Below are 16877 nucleotides of genomic sequence, written 5' to 3' on the forward strand. Positions count from 1 at the left end.
AAACTACCTTCAGGTAGCTACCCACTGGTTGGATCGCATGCGAAGAAGCAGATCAGCGCTCAAAAAAATACGTTTGCTCTTGACCCCGGATGGGGGTCGCTAAAAACAGCAGTAAGGGTAACGGTTGCCAAAAACAACAACAGGCCGCCCCTCAATAATAAAAAAGAGCACGCAACGACAGATTAAAGGGGACCTTCGGGTCCCCTTTGTGCTTCTTGCGTCTTAACCCGTCAAACCTCGGACCCTTGCACTGCGTCGTGGTTATTCAACACCCTACGCGTCAACGTGCGTAATACCTGCGTCTCCTGCACTTGCCGCGCAGCCATCAGCGCCTGCAATTCATTTACAAAAAAACCACTTTGCATCGAATCATTCACCAGTATTTCGTTGTGTTGCTTGCCCAGCAGAGTGACAAGCCTGTCGACGGCCGCATTTCGCTTGGCCAGCCACTGATCCTGTACCGCCTGGTCCGCCTCAATATCCTGCTCATGCTGTATATCTGCCAATGCTTCTAACGCTGCGTTTTTTTCAATGAAGTGTTCATTGACGGGTGCCATCAATGCCTTTAATGCCGCTGCGTATTGACTGCCAAGGTGCCTGTTCCAGAAGCCCTGCTTAACAAAAAAGGCTTCTTCGTTGCCGTGGATACGTTCATCCCTGAGCACACTTGCATAAGCGTTATCGATGGCCTCTTGACTCACAGCAGCCACTTGGGGAAACAACATGCCTTGGGATTTGACCGGCAACGAAAGTCTGTCCGCCAATCTTATTCGGTAGGCGAGTATGACTTCGGTTTCCTCATGAAATAAGGGCCCGCGCAAATCAGCATCTCGTTGAGCAATAGCGTCTACCAACGCAAGCCGCAACAGCTTTCTGCCGGTGCTGATCAGTTGGGTTTCAGCGCCTGCCGCATCGGCCAACTCCAGCGCTTGCAAGGCCAGCAACTCACGCTCCAGGTTCATAAATTCAAGCACGCTGCCATCACCGCAGGTAAATCTGTCATCCGCAGCCGCGAACAACTGTTCGCGGACCTGCTGTCGCTCACCGGCCGCCTCGAGCATGTCCCAGACACGCACGGTCAGCTGCGCACGTGCGGTCGCGGAGCGGTATTCGGCGCACCGGGTAGTGTCGGCCAGCACCGTAAAAAACGCAGCCGACCCGGGGCTTGCGGCCACATCGCTCCAGAGCTGGACGCGCGCTGCCCGCGCGGCTGCCGGCGTGTCATGCAGCCATAATGTTTGCCCCTCCAGAACCGTAACATGCTCACCCAACGGCGCATCCAGCCCAAGACGCACACGCGTAGCAGCGGACAGCGGGTTGTCGTGCAGGATAATTCGTTCGCGCTGCCGGTACGCGTATTCAGGCAACGTGGAGATCTGGTTGGAATGTAGATCGATTCTCGCAAGGTTGGCCAGTTGGTCAGCGTTGGTCGGGAACGTGGCGGTTTCGGTGTGGCTTAAGTACAGCTGGTTCAGGCTCCATAAGCCTTCGAGATTGGCTGTCCAGCCCAGTTGACGGTTGTTGGCCAGATTTAGAATCTTCAAGCCGCGCATGCTTTCCAGGCGCGCCGCTGTGAGGTCGGTCAAGCGAATATCATTGGCACTCAGGTCCAGCTTGGTCAGGCCGATACCGTCATTTGCAAACTCCGGTAACCGGGTAAAGTTGTTATTGCTCATGCTCAGCCAGCGCAGGCCACCGAAAGGTTTCAGAAACCCCAGGGATTCATCGGACAGCGCCATTCGATTCAGCCGCAAGCAACCCACATGGTCCATATTGGCGGTTAAGGCCGGCAGTTCGCCACAGGCTTCGTCCGACAAGTCGAGGAGGTGCCCGATAGCGGTTTGATCAGCTGCCGTTGCCTGCGGCGAATAGCGCTGCCAAGCGTCACGAATGGTATTGGAGACTCTGACCCGAGAGCGGCCGTAACCCTGCGCTTGCCCCGCTTGCTGCCAGGTGTTCAGCGTTACTTTAAGCTGCTCAAGCTCAGCTTCAAGTTCGGTTAACCTGGCCAGAACCTCGGCGTCACTGAGGCCCGCAAGGCCCAAAAAACCTTCGACCTCCCCAATTGATTTGGAGGGATAGAGCATCGAGGCTTTCATTTCACAGGCAAATGGGCGTCTGACAGCGCCAGGCAGCGGGCTCAACGGGTACCCGATACGCCCGTCAGCCAAGCGCATCGGTGGTTTGTAGCCCGGCTTGATCGGCTGCATCTGCAACAGGCTGCGCAACTCGCTGCGCGGCATCAATTGCCGGTTTTCAAGCGCACGTTTCAGGCTCGCCCCGCGATCATGCGCGGTCAGACCAAGGCTCACCCTGTCCTCGGGCAAAATGGCGGCGTGCACCGCACCATAGATGTCCGCTTGAGCGGTCAATACGCCGAACCGGTCATCCTGCACCTCATAGAGGTTTACAGGACCAAACTTGATAAGGCGCCGCTTGACCGTGGCGTTCTGCGGCCCCAGCCAATCAAGGAGGCGCTCCTTGCCGCCGGCGCCCTTCTCGAACACTTCAATGCGCAGGTCGTTCGGCCAACCTGCGAGCTTCTCCAGGCTGTGCAGGACCATTCGTTGGGTGTCGTCATTGCCCAGGGTTTTACGATAAAGCCCTTCATAGGCACGCGCCAGGCGCACGTCTTGCTGGTAATAGCGAGCCTCTTGCGCCAAACGCAAGGGCACGCGTTTGCGCTGCTCGATCATCTGCATTTCAGCTTCACTGGCATGGCTCAACAGCTCTTTCGCCACGCTGTCGGGCAGCGCCCCAAACGTACGCTTGAGTAACATGAGTGCTTCACCGCTCTCGCTCTCTGCGGCCGCATAACGTTGCGCAAAAAGATCGGCCTGATGCCCCGCCACCCGTGAAGCGCTCACACCCGGCGCTTCGCTCGCGATGCTCTCGTCAAGTTCAAAACGCTTGAGAGTGTCTGCCAATAGCCCTGGCACAGGCGCCTGGTCTACGTACATCTTGCGCAATACGCCGCTGTCCACCGCGGCTATTTGGCAAATGCGCGCAAGTTTATCCGGTGGCTCTGCCAACCTCTGTGTCTGCGCCCCCAGCCGCGCCATCAACTGCGCCGTGGTCCACTTCAACGGGTGCTCATGCTCATGTATCCAGGCACCGCCTTCTGTACGGCGAACCTGTGGCGAGTAGGTTGATGGGTTTTCCGGGTGCAGGATTTTGTAGGTGTTGCCGGTACCCAACGGTTCCAGCCGATAATACCCGGCGTTTTGCGGGAGGTATAAACCACCCTCGTGTTCGAACAAGCCCTTTGCATTGGCCCTCAAGGCTTCGGGCAAGGCGATCTTTCGCAGGTAAGGTGTGAGCCCGTGTGCATACAAACGCACCTTTGCGTCAGCGCAACGCGCGTGGGTCAGCGCTTCGACAAACGGCGTCTTGAACAACGGCAACAGCTTGGCGCCCACAACCGCCGTCGTCACATTAAAGGCCACCGCCGAAACGTGCGCCCACGCCTCTTTCATGTCGCCCTCTTCCCAGGCCTCGACGCCAGTCCCTATCTCATAGAGCATTTGCACCGCGCCGACCATCAGCATCAGGGGCGCCAGTTGCGGTACGACGAAAGACGCAACATTCAATACAGTCAACGCCCCGCCAGCCAACGACATCAACCATGCGTTATGTGCTTTGTCGTCAGCCGTGGCGGTGGAGGTCACCATTGCCTGGGCATTGCTCAGCATTAAATCGACTTTTTGCCGAGAATGATCGTTCCAGGAATGAGGCATAACCTCACCATAACCCGTTGACCAGGTACGCAGGTTTTTATGCCCCGGATCGAAGTCTGCGTCGTCGGCCTGTTCGCCGTCGGGGTCAAGGTGAAGTTTCAGCGTGTTGAAAAACCGAGTGTGGTGCTCATAGGGTACGCATTGACTAAAAAATCGTCGATAACTGGCCGAACACAGCCTGTCGGACAGATCATCCTGTAACTCGCTAAGACTTGCGTACTCTTTCAACACACACACCGGGTCTCCAGGGATATATACGATACAAGGCTCTTTGAAGAACACCTGGACACCCCGCACATACCCGAAGCGCAAAGGCCCAATGAGGATAATCTGCTTGAGTTCAACACTCAGCATTTTCAAGTTGGAAAAGTGCACAGGCGCGCCGCGCCACTGCATGCCCGCCGTCCAGTAGGCTAATTCACGTAATAGTGCATAGGAATCCTGTTGTATATGCCCAACTTCCAGCGCCACTTCAACAGTCAATAACAACTGCTGTAGGGTCGACGCGGTGATACGACTGCGCACGTTAGCGGCCGCACTGCCTTCGGCCACCCCGGCACGCTCTGGTGGGTTAACAATCGCCGTTACATGCGCAAGGTACAGCGCGCCCAGATCCAGTTCCCGACACATGCCGGCAAACGCATACGGGCTGATCAGTTCATTGCGCACCTCGACGGCCGTCTCATTAAACGTGGTCGGTGGCGACTGCTGATGAAAGTCATACCGCGTAATAATGCTGGAGGGGCTATCTTCCGGTTCAAGCGCCTCATCCGCTGAAAAGTTCTGCAGCGCCGCCTCAATCAGGCTGACGCCCTTGTAGTAACAATACCCGCTTGCTTCTAGGCCAAAGACCTTTGAGCGATCACTCGGCATGAACTCCTTACGTGCAAAAAACACGCGCTTTACATCCACCTCTCGGCCAAATTTTTTGCGCATCGCGGCCAGCAACAACGGCTCGGCAAATTCGACAGCACCTTTTAAATCCTTGAAACACTTATCCAACTGATTAAGCGCGTCCATGCCCCTTTGATGGGCCGCTTGCACACGCTGCCGCCTGTCCGGGGACAGTTTTTTGTACCAGGGTGGATAGCTCAGCGCCCACTCATGTAATTGTGTCTTTCGCTGGTCTGCGGCAGCGCTGTACCACGCTGGCAAACGTGCCTGTACGACAACGCCATGCACACTCGGCGCGGCGTTTATTGGAGTACTGTCACTTTGTTCAAGGCATGCCATGTAGCGAACTCTAATTGACCTGATGAACAGTCAATATGTGGCATTCGATCGCTTGCAATGAGGTAGATAAAAACCGTCAGCCCTGCCCCTCGCACGTGGGCCGGAACGGGCAGTCAATCCGCCGCCGGCCGATAATCGTCGATACTGATCTCGCGCATGCGAAACTTCTGGATCTTGCCGGTTACCGTCATCGGAAACGTTTCCACGAACTTGAAATGTTTGGGCGTCTTGAAGTGCGCGATGCGGCCCTTGCACCAGGCTTGCAGCTGCAGCTCATTAACCGCATGGCCTTGATGCAACTTGACCCAGGCGACGATCGCCTCGCCATAAACCGCATCCGGGATACCGATAATGTGCACGTCGGCGACCGCAGGGTGTGTGAAGAGAAACTCTTCCAGCTCGCGCGGGTACACGTTTTCACCACCACGAATAATCATGTCCTTGTTGCGCCCGACAATGCACACGTAGCCGTGCTCATCCATGGTCGCCAGGTCACCGGTGTGCATCCAGCCGGCGGCATCAATGGCCTGACGGGTGCCTTCGGGGTTATTCCAGTAGCCCAGCATCACGCTGTAGCCACGTGTGCACAGCTCGCCGATTTCACCGCGAGCGAGCGTGTTGCCGGCGGCGTCGATGATCTTGTTTTCCAGGTGTGGCTGGGTGCGGCCAACGGTCGTGACGCGGCGTTCCAGATCATCATTGGCGCCGGTCTGCAGCGACACCGGGCTGGTTTCGGTCATGCCGTAGGCTATCTGCACCTCGCCCATATGCAACTCGCTGATGACGCGGCGCATCACCTCAATGGGGCACGTCGCGCCGGCCATGATGCCGGTGCGCAAGGTCGCCAGGTCGAACTCACCCCGGCGTGGGTGATCGAGCAGCGCGATAAACATGGTCGGCACACCGTACAACCCGGTGGCGCGCTCTTCGGCGACGGCGTTTAAGGTTAACAGCGCGTCGAAGCCGTCATTGGGGTAGATCATGGCGGTGCCGTGGGTTATGCAAGCAAGGTTGCCCATGACCATGCCAAAACAGTGATACAGCGGCACCGGAATCACCAGCCGGTCCTGCGCGGTAAGGCCCAGGCTTTCGCCGACCATGTAGCCGTTATTAAGGACGTTGTGATGACTGAGGGTGGCGCCCTTGGGGAAACCGGTGGTGCCGGAGGTGTACTGAATGTTGACGGCTTGATCAAAATGCAGGCTGGCCTGGCGGCTGTGCAACTGTTGGGGCGGGACACCGGCGCCGAGCGCCGCCAACTGCGACCAGGGTATAAACCCCGGGGGCGGGCTGGGGTCGAGGCTGATCAGGGCGCGCAGGTCGGGGTTCAGTTCCTGCAGCATGGCATGGTAATCGGAGCTTTTAAACGACCCTGCGCACACCAGCCATTGGCAACCTGCCTGCTTGAGAACGTAGTCCAATTCACTGCTGCGGTAGGCCGGGTTGATAGTGACCAGAATCACGCCGAGCTTGGCGCTGGCGATCTGGCTGATGCACCACTCAGCGCAGTTGGGCGCCCAAATACCCAGGCGGTCGCCGGCCTGCATGCCCAAGGTGAGGAACGCACGGGCGTGCAAATCAACCGTTTCGGCCAACTGCCGCCAGCTGTAACGACGTTGCTGATGACGCACCACCAGCGCCTCGCCATCGGCATGTTGCACAACCGTGTGATCAAAGGCCTCGCCGATGGTCATGGCCAGTAAGGGCTTGCCCTGAACGCCACGGCTGTAGCTTGGATTGGGTTGATCCATAACGACTCCCTGTTATCTTTTTTTTAGGTTGACGTAAACGTAAACTGCGATTGACAGCACCGTAACGCAAGCTTACGTTAACGTAAAGGTGAGCGACCTCCCCCGCCGCTCAACCCACACAAAAACAAAGCTCACATTAAGGTGCCTGTCCATGAGTTACCCGTCCCTGAACTTCGCCCTGGGCGAAACCATCGACATGCTGCGCGACCAAGTGCAGTCCTTCGTGGCCAAGGAAATCGCCCCGCGCGCGGCACACATCGACAGCGACAACCTGTTCCCCGCTGACCTGTGGCGCAAGTTCGGTGACATGGGCCTGCTCGGCATCACCGTGCCGGAAGAATACGGCGGCGCCGGTCTCGGTTACCTGGCGCACGTGGTGGCCATCGAAGAAATCAGCCGTGGGTCAGCCTCGGTGGGCTTGTCCTACGGCGCGCACTCCAACCTCTGCGTCAACCAGATCAACCGCAATGGCAGCCACGCGCAAAAACTCAATTACCTGCCAAAACTGATCAGCGGCGAGCATGTCGGCGCCTTGGCCATGAGCGAGCCGAATGCTGGCTCTGACGTGGTCTCAATGAAACTGCGTGCCGAAAAACGCGGCGACCACTACGTGCTCAACGGCAGCAAAACCTGGATCACCAACGGCCCCGACGCCAACACCTACGTGATCTACGCCAAGACCGACGTGGAAAAAGGCGCGCATGGCATCACCGCCTTTATCGTCGAACGCGACTGGAAGGGCTTCAGCCGTGGCAGCAAGTTCGACAAACTGGGCATGCGCGGCTCCAACACCTGCGAGCTGTTTTTTGACGACGTGCACGTGCCGCAGGAAAACATCCTCGGCGCGCTGAATGGCGGCGTCAAAGTGCTGATGAGCGGCCTCGACTATGAACGCGTGGTGCTGGCTGGCGGCCCGATCGGCATCATGCAGTCCTGCATGGACCTGATCGTGCCGTACATCCACGACCGCAAGCAGTTCGGCCAGAGCATCGGCGAATTCCAGCTGATTCAGGGCAAGGTTGCCGACATGTACACGCACCTCAATGCGAGCCGCGCTTACCTGTACGCGGTGGCCCAGGCCTGCGAGCGTGGCGAAACCACGCGCAAGGATGCCGCCGGAGTGATCCTTTACACCTCCGAGCGCGCCACGCAAATGGCCCTCGATGCCATCCAGATTCTGGGCGGCAATGGCTACATCAACGAATTCCCTGCCGGGCGCCTGTTGCGTGACGCCAAGCTGTACGAAATCGGCGCTGGCACCAGTGAGATTCGGCGGATGTTGATCGGCCGCGAACTCTTCAACGAAACCCGCTGAAGGAGCGCGCGCCATGGCCACCTTGCACACCCAGCTCAACCCGCGCTCGGCGGAATTTGCCGCCAACAGCGCGGCGATGCGCCTTCAAGTCGACGCCCTGCATACCCTGCTCGCGCAGGTTCAGCACGGCGGCGGTGCGGACGCTCAGGCGCGGCACACCGCGCGCGGCAAACTGCTGCCGCGCGAGCGTATCAATCGCTTGCTCGACCCAGGCTCGCCGTTCCTTGAACTCAGCCAGTTGGCCGCCTATCAGGTGTATGGCGAAGACGTGCCCGCCGCTGGCGTGATCGCCGGGATCGGCCGCGTGGAAGGCATCGAATGCATGATTGTCGCCAACGACGCCACGGTGAAAGGCGGTTCCTACTACCCGCTCACGGTGAAAAAACACCTGCGCGCGCAGACCATCGCGGAGCAAAACCGCCTGCCATGCATCTACCTGGTGGACTCCGGCGGCGCCAACCTGCCGCGCCAGGATGAGGTGTTTCCCGACCGTGAACACTTCGGGCGCATCTTCTTCAACCAGGCCAACATGAGTGCCCAAGGCATTCCGCAGATTGCGGTGGTGATGGGCTCGTGCACCGCCGGTGGCGCCTACGTGCCGGCCATGGCCGACGAAGCGATCATGGTGCGCCAGCAGGCAACCATCTTTCTCGCCGGGCCGCCGCTGGTAAAAGCCGCGACGGGTGAAGTGGTCAGCGCCGAAGACCTCGGCGGTGCCGATGTGCACTGCAAAATCTCCGGCGTGGCCGACCACTATGCCGACAGCGACGAACACGCGCTGGCCCTGGCGCGGCGCAGTGTGGCCAACCTTAACTGGCGCAAACAAGGCCAACTGGTGCAACGCACGCCGGCGCCGCCGCTGTACGCCGGCGAAGAACTGTATGGGGTGATTCCGGCGGATGCCAAGCAGCCATTTGATGTGCGCGAGGTGATCGCGCGGTTGGTCGACGCCTCAGTCTTCGACGAATTCAAGGCGCTGTTCGGCACCACACTGGTGTGCGGTTTTGCGCACTTGCACGGCTACCCGATAGCGATCCTCGCGAACAACGGCATTCTGTTCGCCGAAGCCGCACAAAAAGGCGCGCACTTCATCGAGCTGGCCTGTCAGCGCGGTATTCCCTTGCTGTTCCTGCAGAACATCACCGGCTTTATGGTCGGCCAGAAGTACGAAGCTGGCGGCATTGCCAAGCATGGCGCCAAGCTGGTCACCGCAGTGGCGTGCGCCAAGGTGCCGAAGTTCACGGTGATCATTGGTGGCAGCTTTGGCGCCGGCAACTACGGCATGTGCGGTCGCGCCTACGACCCGCGCTTTTTGTGGATGTGGCCGAATGCACGCATCGGCGTGATGGGCGCAGAACAGGCGGCCGGCGTGCTGGTGCAGGTCAAGCGCGAACAAGCCGAACGCGCCGGTGCAGCGTTCAGCGCCGAGGAGGAAGCCGCGATCAAGCAGCCGATCCTCGACCAGTATGAAACCCAAGGCCACCCTTACTACTCCAGCGCGCGGCTGTGGGATGACGGCGTCATCGATCCGCTGCAGACCCGCGACATGCTGGCGCTGGCCCTGTCCGCCGCGCTGAATGCGCCCATCGAGCCGAGCCGCTTCGGCGTGTTCCGCATGTAAATGGAGCTGTACCCCATGAGCGATTTCAACACCCTCGAACTGATCACCGACAGCCGTGGTTTTGCCACGCTGTGGCTTAACCGTGAAGCCAAGAACAACGCGTTCAATGCGCAGATGATCCGTGAACTGATCATCGCCCTCGACCATGTGCAGGCGGATGCGTCCTTGCGTTTTCTGCTGCTGCGCGGGCGCGGCAAGCACTTCAGCGCAGGCGCCGATTTGGCCTGGATGCAGCAATCCGCCGAGCTTGATTACCACACCAACCTGGACGACGCCCGCGAGCTGGCGGAGTTGATGTACAACCTGGCCAAGCTGAAAATACCCAGCCTGGCGGTGGTGCAAGGCGCGGCCTATGGCGGTGCGCTGGGCTTGATCAGTTGCTGCGACATGGCGATTGGGGCGGATGACGCGCAGTTCTGCCTGTCGGAAGTACGCATCGGCTTGGCCCCCGCGGTGATCAGCCCGTTCGTGGTACAGGCTATCGGCGAACGCGCCGCGCGGCGCTATGCGCTGACCGCCGAACGCTTCGGCGGCCAGCGCGCACGCGAGCTTGGCTTACTGGCGGAAAGTTACCCGGCGAGTGAACTGGATACGCACGTCGAACAGTGGGTCAGCAACCTGCTGCAAAACAGCCCGGCGGCGATGCGCGCCAGCAAAGATTTGCTGCGTGAAGTGGGTAACGGCGCCCTCACCCCGGCGCTGCGCCGTTATTGCGAAAATGCCATCGCACGGATTCGCGTCAGCGCCGAGGGCCAGGAAGGCTTGCGCGCCTTCCTGCAAAAACGCCCGCCCAGTTGGCAAGCGCAGGAGCCGCGTTCATGAGCACACTGACCACGTTACTCGTGGCCAACCGGGGCGAGATTGCCTGCCGCGTGATGCGCACGGCCAAAGCGCTGGGGTTGACCACCGTGGCCGTGCACAGTGCCACAGACCGCGATGCGCGCCATAGCCGCGAGGCGGATATTCGGGTGGATTTGGGTGGCAGCAAAGCCACCGAAAGCTACCTGCAAATCGACAAGCTGATCGCCGCCGCTCAGGCGAGTGGCGCCCAGGCGGTTCATCCGGGTTATGGCTTTCTGTCGGAGAACGCCGGTTTTGCCCGCGCGGTAGAAGCGGCGGGGCTGATCTTCCTCGGCCCGCCGGCCTCGGCGATTGATGCGATGGGCAGTAAATCGGCCGCCAAGGCCTTGATGGAACACGCCGGTGTGCCGCTGGTGCCGGGTTATCACGGCGACGCCCAAGACCTGCAAACCTTTCGCGACGCCTGCGCGCGTATCGGCTACCCGGTGCTGCTCAAGGCCACGGCCGGCGGCGGTGGCAAGGGCATGAAGGTGGTCGAGGATGTCAGTCAACTCGCCGAAGCCCTGGCGTCGGCCCAGCGCGAGGCGCTGTCGTCCTTTGGCAATGCGCAGATGCTGGTGGAGAAATACCTGCTGAAGCCGCGCCATGTCGAAATTCAAGTGTTTGCCGACCAACACGGCCACTGCCTGTACCTCAACGAGCGCGATTGCTCGATTCAACGCCGCCATCAAAAGGTCGTCGAAGAAGCACCGGCGCCGGGCTTGAGTGTTGAACAACGCAAGGCCATGGGCGAAGCCGCGGTGCGTGCGGCGCAGGCTATCGGTTATGTGGGCGCGGGCACCGTAGAGTTTTTGCTCGACGCGCAGGGCGCGTTTTTCTTTATGGAGATGAACACGCGCTTGCAGGTGGAGCATCCGGTGACAGAGGCGATCACCGGCCTCGACCTGGTGGCCTGGCAGATTCGTGTCGCGATGGGTGAAGCGTTACCGATCACTCAGGCGCACGTGCCGCTGATCGGCCATGCGATCGAAGTGCGCTTGTACGCCGAAGACCCGGCGAATGATTTTCTGCCGGCCACCGGGCACCTCGCGCTGTACCGTGAACCTGCCGCAGGGCCGGGGCGCCGCGTCGACAGCGGCGTGCAACAAGGTGACAGCGTCTCGCCGTTCTACGACCCGATGCTCGGCAAGCTGATTGCCTGGGGCGAAGACCGTGAACAGGCGCGGCTGCGCTTACTGAGCATGCTCGATGAGTTTGCCGTGGGTGGGCTCAAGACCAACCTGAGCTTTTTGCGGCGGATCATCGGCCATCCGGCGTTTGCCGCGGCTGAGTTGGACACCGGGTTTATTGCGCGCTATCAGGATCAGTTGCTGCCGGTGGCGGGCGCGCTCAGCGATGCCTTCTGGCAGGCGGCGGGCGCGGCGTTTATTCAGAGCTTACCGGCAGGTTTTGGGCCGTGGGCGGATACGCGGGGTTTTCGCGCGGGGCTGCCTGCCGAGGTGTCGGTGCATTTGAGCTGCGCCGGGCAGCATCGGCTGGTAACGCTGATTGGCAGCACCGCACACCTGCACGGCGAGCAGTTGCTGATCGACCATAACGGCGTGCGCCGCGCTCATTTGGCGGTGCGCCGCGAAGGCTGTGTGTACCTGCGCTGGGACGGCGAGCTGCACGCGGTCAGCCTGTTTGACCCGATTGCAGCGGTCGCGGCCAACCCGTCACATCAGGGTGGCCTGACGGCGCCAATGAACGGCAGTATCGTGCGTGTGCTGGTGGAGGTGGGCCAAACGGTGCAAGCCGGCACTCAACTGGTGGTGCTGGAGGCGATGAAGATGGAGCACAGTATTCGTGCGCCGCACGCTGGAAAGGTCAAGGCGCTGTTTTGCCAGGAAGGTGAAATGGTTGCCGAAGGCAGTGCCTTGGTCGAGCTTGAAACGGCCGGCTAAAACTTCGCAGTGGCTTGCACGACAACCCCGAGCATTCGGCAATCGTCGGTGAACAGCACTTTAGGGTAGGTGGGGTTGAGTGGCACAAGGTACAACTGGCCACTCTCTTCCAGCAACTGGCGAAAGGTTGCCTGAGGGCTATCTGCCCATTGGGCAACCACCAGCCTGCCAGGTTCAGCAGCGATGGCCGGGTCTACCAGAATCATCATGCCTGCGCCGATGCTCAGGCCACTGGGGGCGGTCATCGCATCACCCGTCACGGGCAGCCAGAACGCTTCGCCCTGGGCGTGGTAATCGGTCAGCTCGAAACGCGCCACTTCATACACCGCGCGTTCTTCACGGATTTCGCACACGCCTCTCCAGTCGCTGACCGGGTAGCGAAAATACGGGTTGTAGTGTTTTACCGGGGCTGGCGCTTCGTCGTCTCTCTCACGAATTTCCAGCGCGACTTCCAGGTAACCCAAGCCCAGCTCGGCGAGTACCCGGTTCATATCCGCCAGGCTCGGCACGCGGCGCTTGTTAAGCCAATGGCCGACACCGCCCTGGGACATGCCCAAGCGTTCGGCCAGTTCGTCCTGCGTGACCTTGCGGTCTTTCATGTTGGCTTTGACCAACGCAATCCAGTTATCCATAGGACGTGACAATACGTTGGGTATTTTTCATGACAATAAACAGTTTGTAGTAATCCATCAAATGACATAAATACGATTCGTACTACTATCAGAGACAGGTTTTCGACATTCACTCAGAGTAACCACCTTCATGACGACTAGCCCGTATCACCTGCCCGGCGCAGCGCAAGCTGACGAACTGCTGGACCTGCGCAGCAGCGGCGCCGTACGACGCGCACTGGACTATTACTTGAAAGAGGATGTGTCGGTGCCGAGCGCGGACGACTGTTTTTTCGCCATCAAGCCCGGCGTCAGCCATGAAGAAGCCCTGGTTCACGCCTCCGACCTGCTACGCAGCGCGGCAGCCGCAGCCTACGAATCGGCGAACAGCCGTCAAGGCAACCAGCGGGATCTGGCCTTTTCGGTGGTGTATTTGATTGATATGGCAAAAGCGATGGTGGAGCAGACATTGCGGGCGCCGGCCGCTACTCAGCTCAGCGTGTGACGGGCGCAACGGAAGAATATTTCTATCAGGGCGACAAAAACATTTGACTTGCAAATGATAATGATTATTATTGGACCCAGCTGATCGCGAGATCAGTCGATAGACCAAGAGACCTTAGGTCGGACTCCTGGAATATCTCCTCATCAGGCTAATCACGGTTTTTGACCCGGCTCTTTGGCCGGGTCTTTTTTTTGCCAGTTTTCCTGGCATGGCTTCAGGCTAATGAAGACTGTGTGTTGCTTGATGGCGCGCATGGTAGCAAAAGACAATCGCCAAAAGAAAGCCGAACGAACGCTCTAGCCCGGTTCTTTGCGAAATAGCGCTTGAGAATCAATCTCATAGATCCTAAGCTGCTGCGGCGTCAGGGATGACGCCCCCTCCCCTCGTGCAACAATTTTGCACCAAGATTTTGCCTGACTCCTGTGTAATATAGCCGCCACAACACTCATATTCAGGCAACCAGACTATGACCGTGGCCTTGACCTCTATCAAGATCAGCACCAACTTCGACAGCGGCAACATCCAGGTGCTGGATGCCAGCGATGCCTTTCAATTGCTGCTGGCAATCAAGCCCGATACGCGGAGCGCGCATTTTCAATGGTTCCACTTTAAAGCTGAAGGCATGCACGTGGGCCACACCCACACCTTCCGCCTGAGTAACGCGAGCCATTCCTCGTATAAAAACGCGTGGAGCGGCTACAACGCCGTGGCCTCCTACGACCATATCAACTGGTTCCGGGTGCCCACCCGTTTTGACGGCGACACCTTGCACATCAGCCTGGAAACCCGCGAGAAACACGCGTGGATCGCTTACTTCGAACCGTATAGCCGTGAGCGCCACGACTGGCTGATCGACCAAGCCTTGAACCGCGCGGGCACCCGCTTGCTCGCTACCGGCAAAAGTGCAGAAGGCCGTGATATTCAACTGCTGCGCCGCGGCAAGGGTGGCGAGGGCCGGCGCAACATCTGGATCATCGCCCAGCAACACCCCGGCGAACACATGGCCGAATGGTTCATGGAAGGCATCATCGAACGCCTGCAACAAGACGGTGACGTTGAGCTGAAAAAGCTGCTGGCCGTCGCCGACCTGTACCTGATTCCGAACATGAACCCGGACGGCGCCTTCCACGGCCACTTGCGCACCAACGCGATGGGCCAGGACCTCAACCGTGCCTGGCAAAGCGCCAGCCAGGAACTCAGCCCCGAAGTACTCTTCGCCCAAGAGCAGATGCAAAAATACGGCGTCGACCTGTTCCTCGATATTCACGGCGACGAAGAAATCCCTTACGTCTTCACTGCAGGCTGCGAAGGCAACCCGGGCTACACCCCGCGTATCGAAGCGCTGGAAAAACGCTTCCGCAGCCACTTGAGCGCGCTGACCCGCGACTTCCAGACCACCCATGGTTACACCCGCGATTTGCCGGGCGAAGCCAATATGACCCTGGCCTGCAATGCCGTCGGCGAGCAGTACGACTGTTTGTCACTGACCCTGGAGATGCCCTTCAAGGACAACGACAACGCGCCCAACCCGCACACCGGCTGGTCGGGCAAACGCTCGATGCAATTGGGCAAGGACGTCTTGAGCAGCGTGGCCGATATAGTCACGGCCCTGCGCTGAACATTGTTTGGACCGGCACTGAATGACGCTGTTGTGGCAAGCGAGCTTGCCACCAAAACCGGCGTCAGTGCTTGCTGCCGGTCATGCTTTGCAGCACGCCATCACGGCGGATCAGCCCGTGGAACAACGCCGCGGCCAGGTGCAGCAGCACGGTCAGGAACAACAGGTACGCCAGATAGCCGTGGGCCTTGCGTAACAGCGCAAACAGCGGCGCGTCTGCACCCACCAGCGCCGGCAACTGCACTGAACTGCTGAGCATCACCGGGTCACCGGCCGCCGAAATCATTGCCCAGCCGAGCAACGGCAATACCAGCATCAGCGCGTATAACAGCACATGGGACGCCTTGGCTGCGAGTACTTGCCAGAGTGGCAAATCGGCAGGCAGTGGCGGTTGCCGGGTCGAAAACCGCACGATCAGCCGTAGGATAACCAACGCCAGAATCGCAATCCCCAGCGGCTTGTGCAGGTCAATCAGCCACGCATGACGCTGCGACACCGACGCCGCCATGCCGGCACCGATAAACAGCATGGCAATCACCATCAGTGCCATCAGCCAATGCAGCAGGCGAGCCAACGGCGCGAAAAACCGTGGTTGAGCATTCATGGCTTCGACTCCTGAGGGGCACTGTGCAGCGAGTTGACTTCACCGGCGCGGCGTACGTACGAGCTGGCATACGCTGCCGAACGTGCGGCCAGCAACGGGTCGTTGGAGGCTTGGATACCACTCGGCAAAACCAGCGGGTCGTAGTTGATGTCACGGCAATCGCCGTCCGCTTGCGGCTGGCTGCTTTGCAGCACCAGCGTGCCGGCATTCAGCACTTTGTGGTCGCCCGCCCAGGCCTTGCTTGCATCGTCCACAGGGTCGCCGGGGTTGGCCAGCGTCATGTTCAACTGCCAACGCAGCGGCCCTGACGCCAGGCGCTGCACCAAGTCTTTTTCGAGGAAGTCACCGCCCGACGGCGCGGTATCGCCCGGCGTATCCTGGCTTTGCGGCACCACGCCCCACCGCACAGCCTGGCGCTTGCCATCGGCGCTCACCAGGTAAAACGCATTGATGCCGTTGTACGTTTCAGTCGCGTAGCTGGCCGACGGTTTGGCAGTTTTCACCCACGCCAAAAACGCCGCTGTCTCCGGGTGCGATGCAAAAAACGCCGGCATGTTCGCCGGGTTCGGCTTGCCGGTCGCCGGGTCTGGCGCACCGGCCTTGAGCATCTGGTAGAACGCCTCAACCGTGCCCACCGGGAACACCGGCATGCTGTTCATCCCGGTGCGCCATTGCTGGCCGTTGGCCTGGCTGAATTGCACGGCGAAACTGCGGATCGGCACACTGCTGTCCGGCGCATAAGGGTTGCCGCTGGGCAAGGCAAAACGCCCGATTACCGGGGTTTTAGCCTCGCTGAACACCTGCGCCGCGGAATACGCACGCGCCTCGGCGCTGCTCTCGAAATAACCCGCCACACAGACGCCCTTGGCATGGTTGCGTCGGAACCCAGGGTGTACGCCGTTATTGGTTTCCAGCGCATTAACCAAGGTTTTCGGGCGCAGGCGCTGGGGGTCGAGGGTGCCATTGACGTAGGCAAATGCCCCGGCCACAACCGCAACCACGGCTCCGATACCGGCGAGTCGCGCGATCAGGCTCGCAGTGCTCATCGGCGCACGGGGCGGTGACGAGTGATCTACCATGAATAACTCCAGGCCGCTTGGCCACAGTGGAAAGAGCTATGAGACGAACCAGGTGTAGG

Annotated in this window: 11 protein-coding genes; 6 read left to right on the forward strand and 5 right to left on the reverse strand. The window is 59.7% G+C overall.

Annotated elements, in window-relative coordinates:
• Positions 1 to 230: 230 nt before the first annotated feature.
• Together ACOZK9_RS02470 and ACOZK9_RS02475 are read right to left on the reverse strand one after the other, a co-directional pair.
• Positions 231 to 4757: an NEL-type E3 ubiquitin ligase domain-containing protein gene (locus tag ACOZK9_RS02470; RefSeq protein ID WP_421555205.1), complete on the reverse strand. Its 4527-nt coding sequence runs from the start codon at positions 4755 to 4757 to the stop codon at positions 231 to 233.
• Between the two features lie 326 nt (positions 4758 to 5083).
• The gene (locus ACOZK9_RS02475; RefSeq protein WP_421555206.1) at positions 5084 to 6721 is read right to left on the reverse strand and encodes an AMP-binding protein; all 1638 of its coding nucleotides are present in this window, start codon (positions 6719 to 6721) and stop codon (positions 5084 to 5086) included.
• 151 nt (positions 6722 to 6872) lie between these two features.
• On the opposite strand from ACOZK9_RS02475, the gene ACOZK9_RS02480 reads away from it, so the two are divergent.
• From ACOZK9_RS02480 to ACOZK9_RS02495, 4 genes are read left to right on the forward strand one after another with little or no spacing between them, the layout of a single operon-like run.
• Positions 6873 to 8036 (forward strand): isovaleryl-CoA dehydrogenase, encoded by a 1164-nt coding sequence (locus tag ACOZK9_RS02480; protein WP_058415575.1) that lies wholly within the window; start codon positions 6873 to 6875, stop codon positions 8034 to 8036.
• Between the two features lie 13 nt (positions 8037 to 8049).
• The gene (locus ACOZK9_RS02485) at positions 8050 to 9657 is read left to right on the forward strand and encodes a carboxyl transferase domain-containing protein (RefSeq protein ID WP_421555207.1); all 1608 of its coding nucleotides are present in this window, start codon (positions 8050 to 8052) and stop codon (positions 9655 to 9657) included.
• A gap of 15 nt (positions 9658 to 9672) precedes the next feature.
• Positions 9673 to 10479 (forward strand): gamma-carboxygeranoyl-CoA hydratase, encoded by an 807-nt coding sequence (locus tag ACOZK9_RS02490; RefSeq protein WP_099239684.1) that lies wholly within the window; start codon positions 9673 to 9675, stop codon positions 10477 to 10479.
• Positions 10476 to 12401 (forward strand): acetyl/propionyl/methylcrotonyl-CoA carboxylase subunit alpha, encoded by a 1926-nt coding sequence (locus ACOZK9_RS02495; RefSeq protein ID WP_421555208.1) that lies wholly within the window; start codon positions 10476 to 10478, stop codon positions 12399 to 12401. Before ACOZK9_RS02490 ends, ACOZK9_RS02495 begins: the two co-directional genes overlap by 4 nt.
• On the opposite strand, the gene ACOZK9_RS02500 is transcribed toward ACOZK9_RS02495, so the two are convergent.
• Complete coding sequence (locus tag ACOZK9_RS02500) at positions 12398 to 13033, reverse strand: LexA family protein (protein WP_058415579.1); 636 nt, start codon at positions 13031 to 13033, stop codon at positions 12398 to 12400. The genes ACOZK9_RS02495 and ACOZK9_RS02500 overlap by 4 nt on opposite strands.
• A 130-nt stretch (positions 13034 to 13163) precedes the next feature.
• Here ACOZK9_RS02500 and ACOZK9_RS02505 point away from each other — a divergent pair, with 130 nt between their 5' ends.
• Together ACOZK9_RS02505 and ACOZK9_RS02510 are read left to right on the forward strand one after the other, a co-directional pair.
• The gene (locus ACOZK9_RS02505) at positions 13164 to 13517 is read left to right on the forward strand and encodes a DUF6124 family protein (protein WP_122249923.1); all 354 of its coding nucleotides are present in this window, start codon (positions 13164 to 13166) and stop codon (positions 13515 to 13517) included.
• A 466-nt stretch (positions 13518 to 13983) separates the two neighbouring features.
• Positions 13984 to 15135, forward strand: coding sequence for a M14 family metallopeptidase (locus tag ACOZK9_RS02510; protein ID WP_152748806.1), 1152 nt, complete (start codon positions 13984 to 13986; stop codon positions 15133 to 15135).
• Between the two features lie 64 nt (positions 15136 to 15199).
• Here the strand turns inward: ACOZK9_RS02510 and ACOZK9_RS02515 are convergent, their stop codons facing one another.
• Positions 15200 to 15739 (reverse strand): cytochrome b, encoded by a 540-nt coding sequence (locus ACOZK9_RS02515; RefSeq protein ID WP_421555209.1) that lies wholly within the window; start codon positions 15737 to 15739, stop codon positions 15200 to 15202.
• Positions 15736 to 16818 (reverse strand): catalase family peroxidase, encoded by a 1083-nt coding sequence (locus tag ACOZK9_RS02520; RefSeq protein ID WP_122249921.1) that lies wholly within the window; start codon positions 16816 to 16818, stop codon positions 15736 to 15738. The genes ACOZK9_RS02515 and ACOZK9_RS02520 overlap by 4 nt, the downstream gene beginning before the upstream one ends.
• Positions 16819 to 16877 lie beyond the last annotated feature (59 nt).

It is taken from the genome of Pseudomonas kitaguniensis (genome assembly GCF_049199985.1).
In the GTDB taxonomy this organism is placed as follows: Bacteria; Pseudomonadota; Gammaproteobacteria; order Pseudomonadales; family Pseudomonadaceae; genus Aquipseudomonas; species Aquipseudomonas kitaguniensis.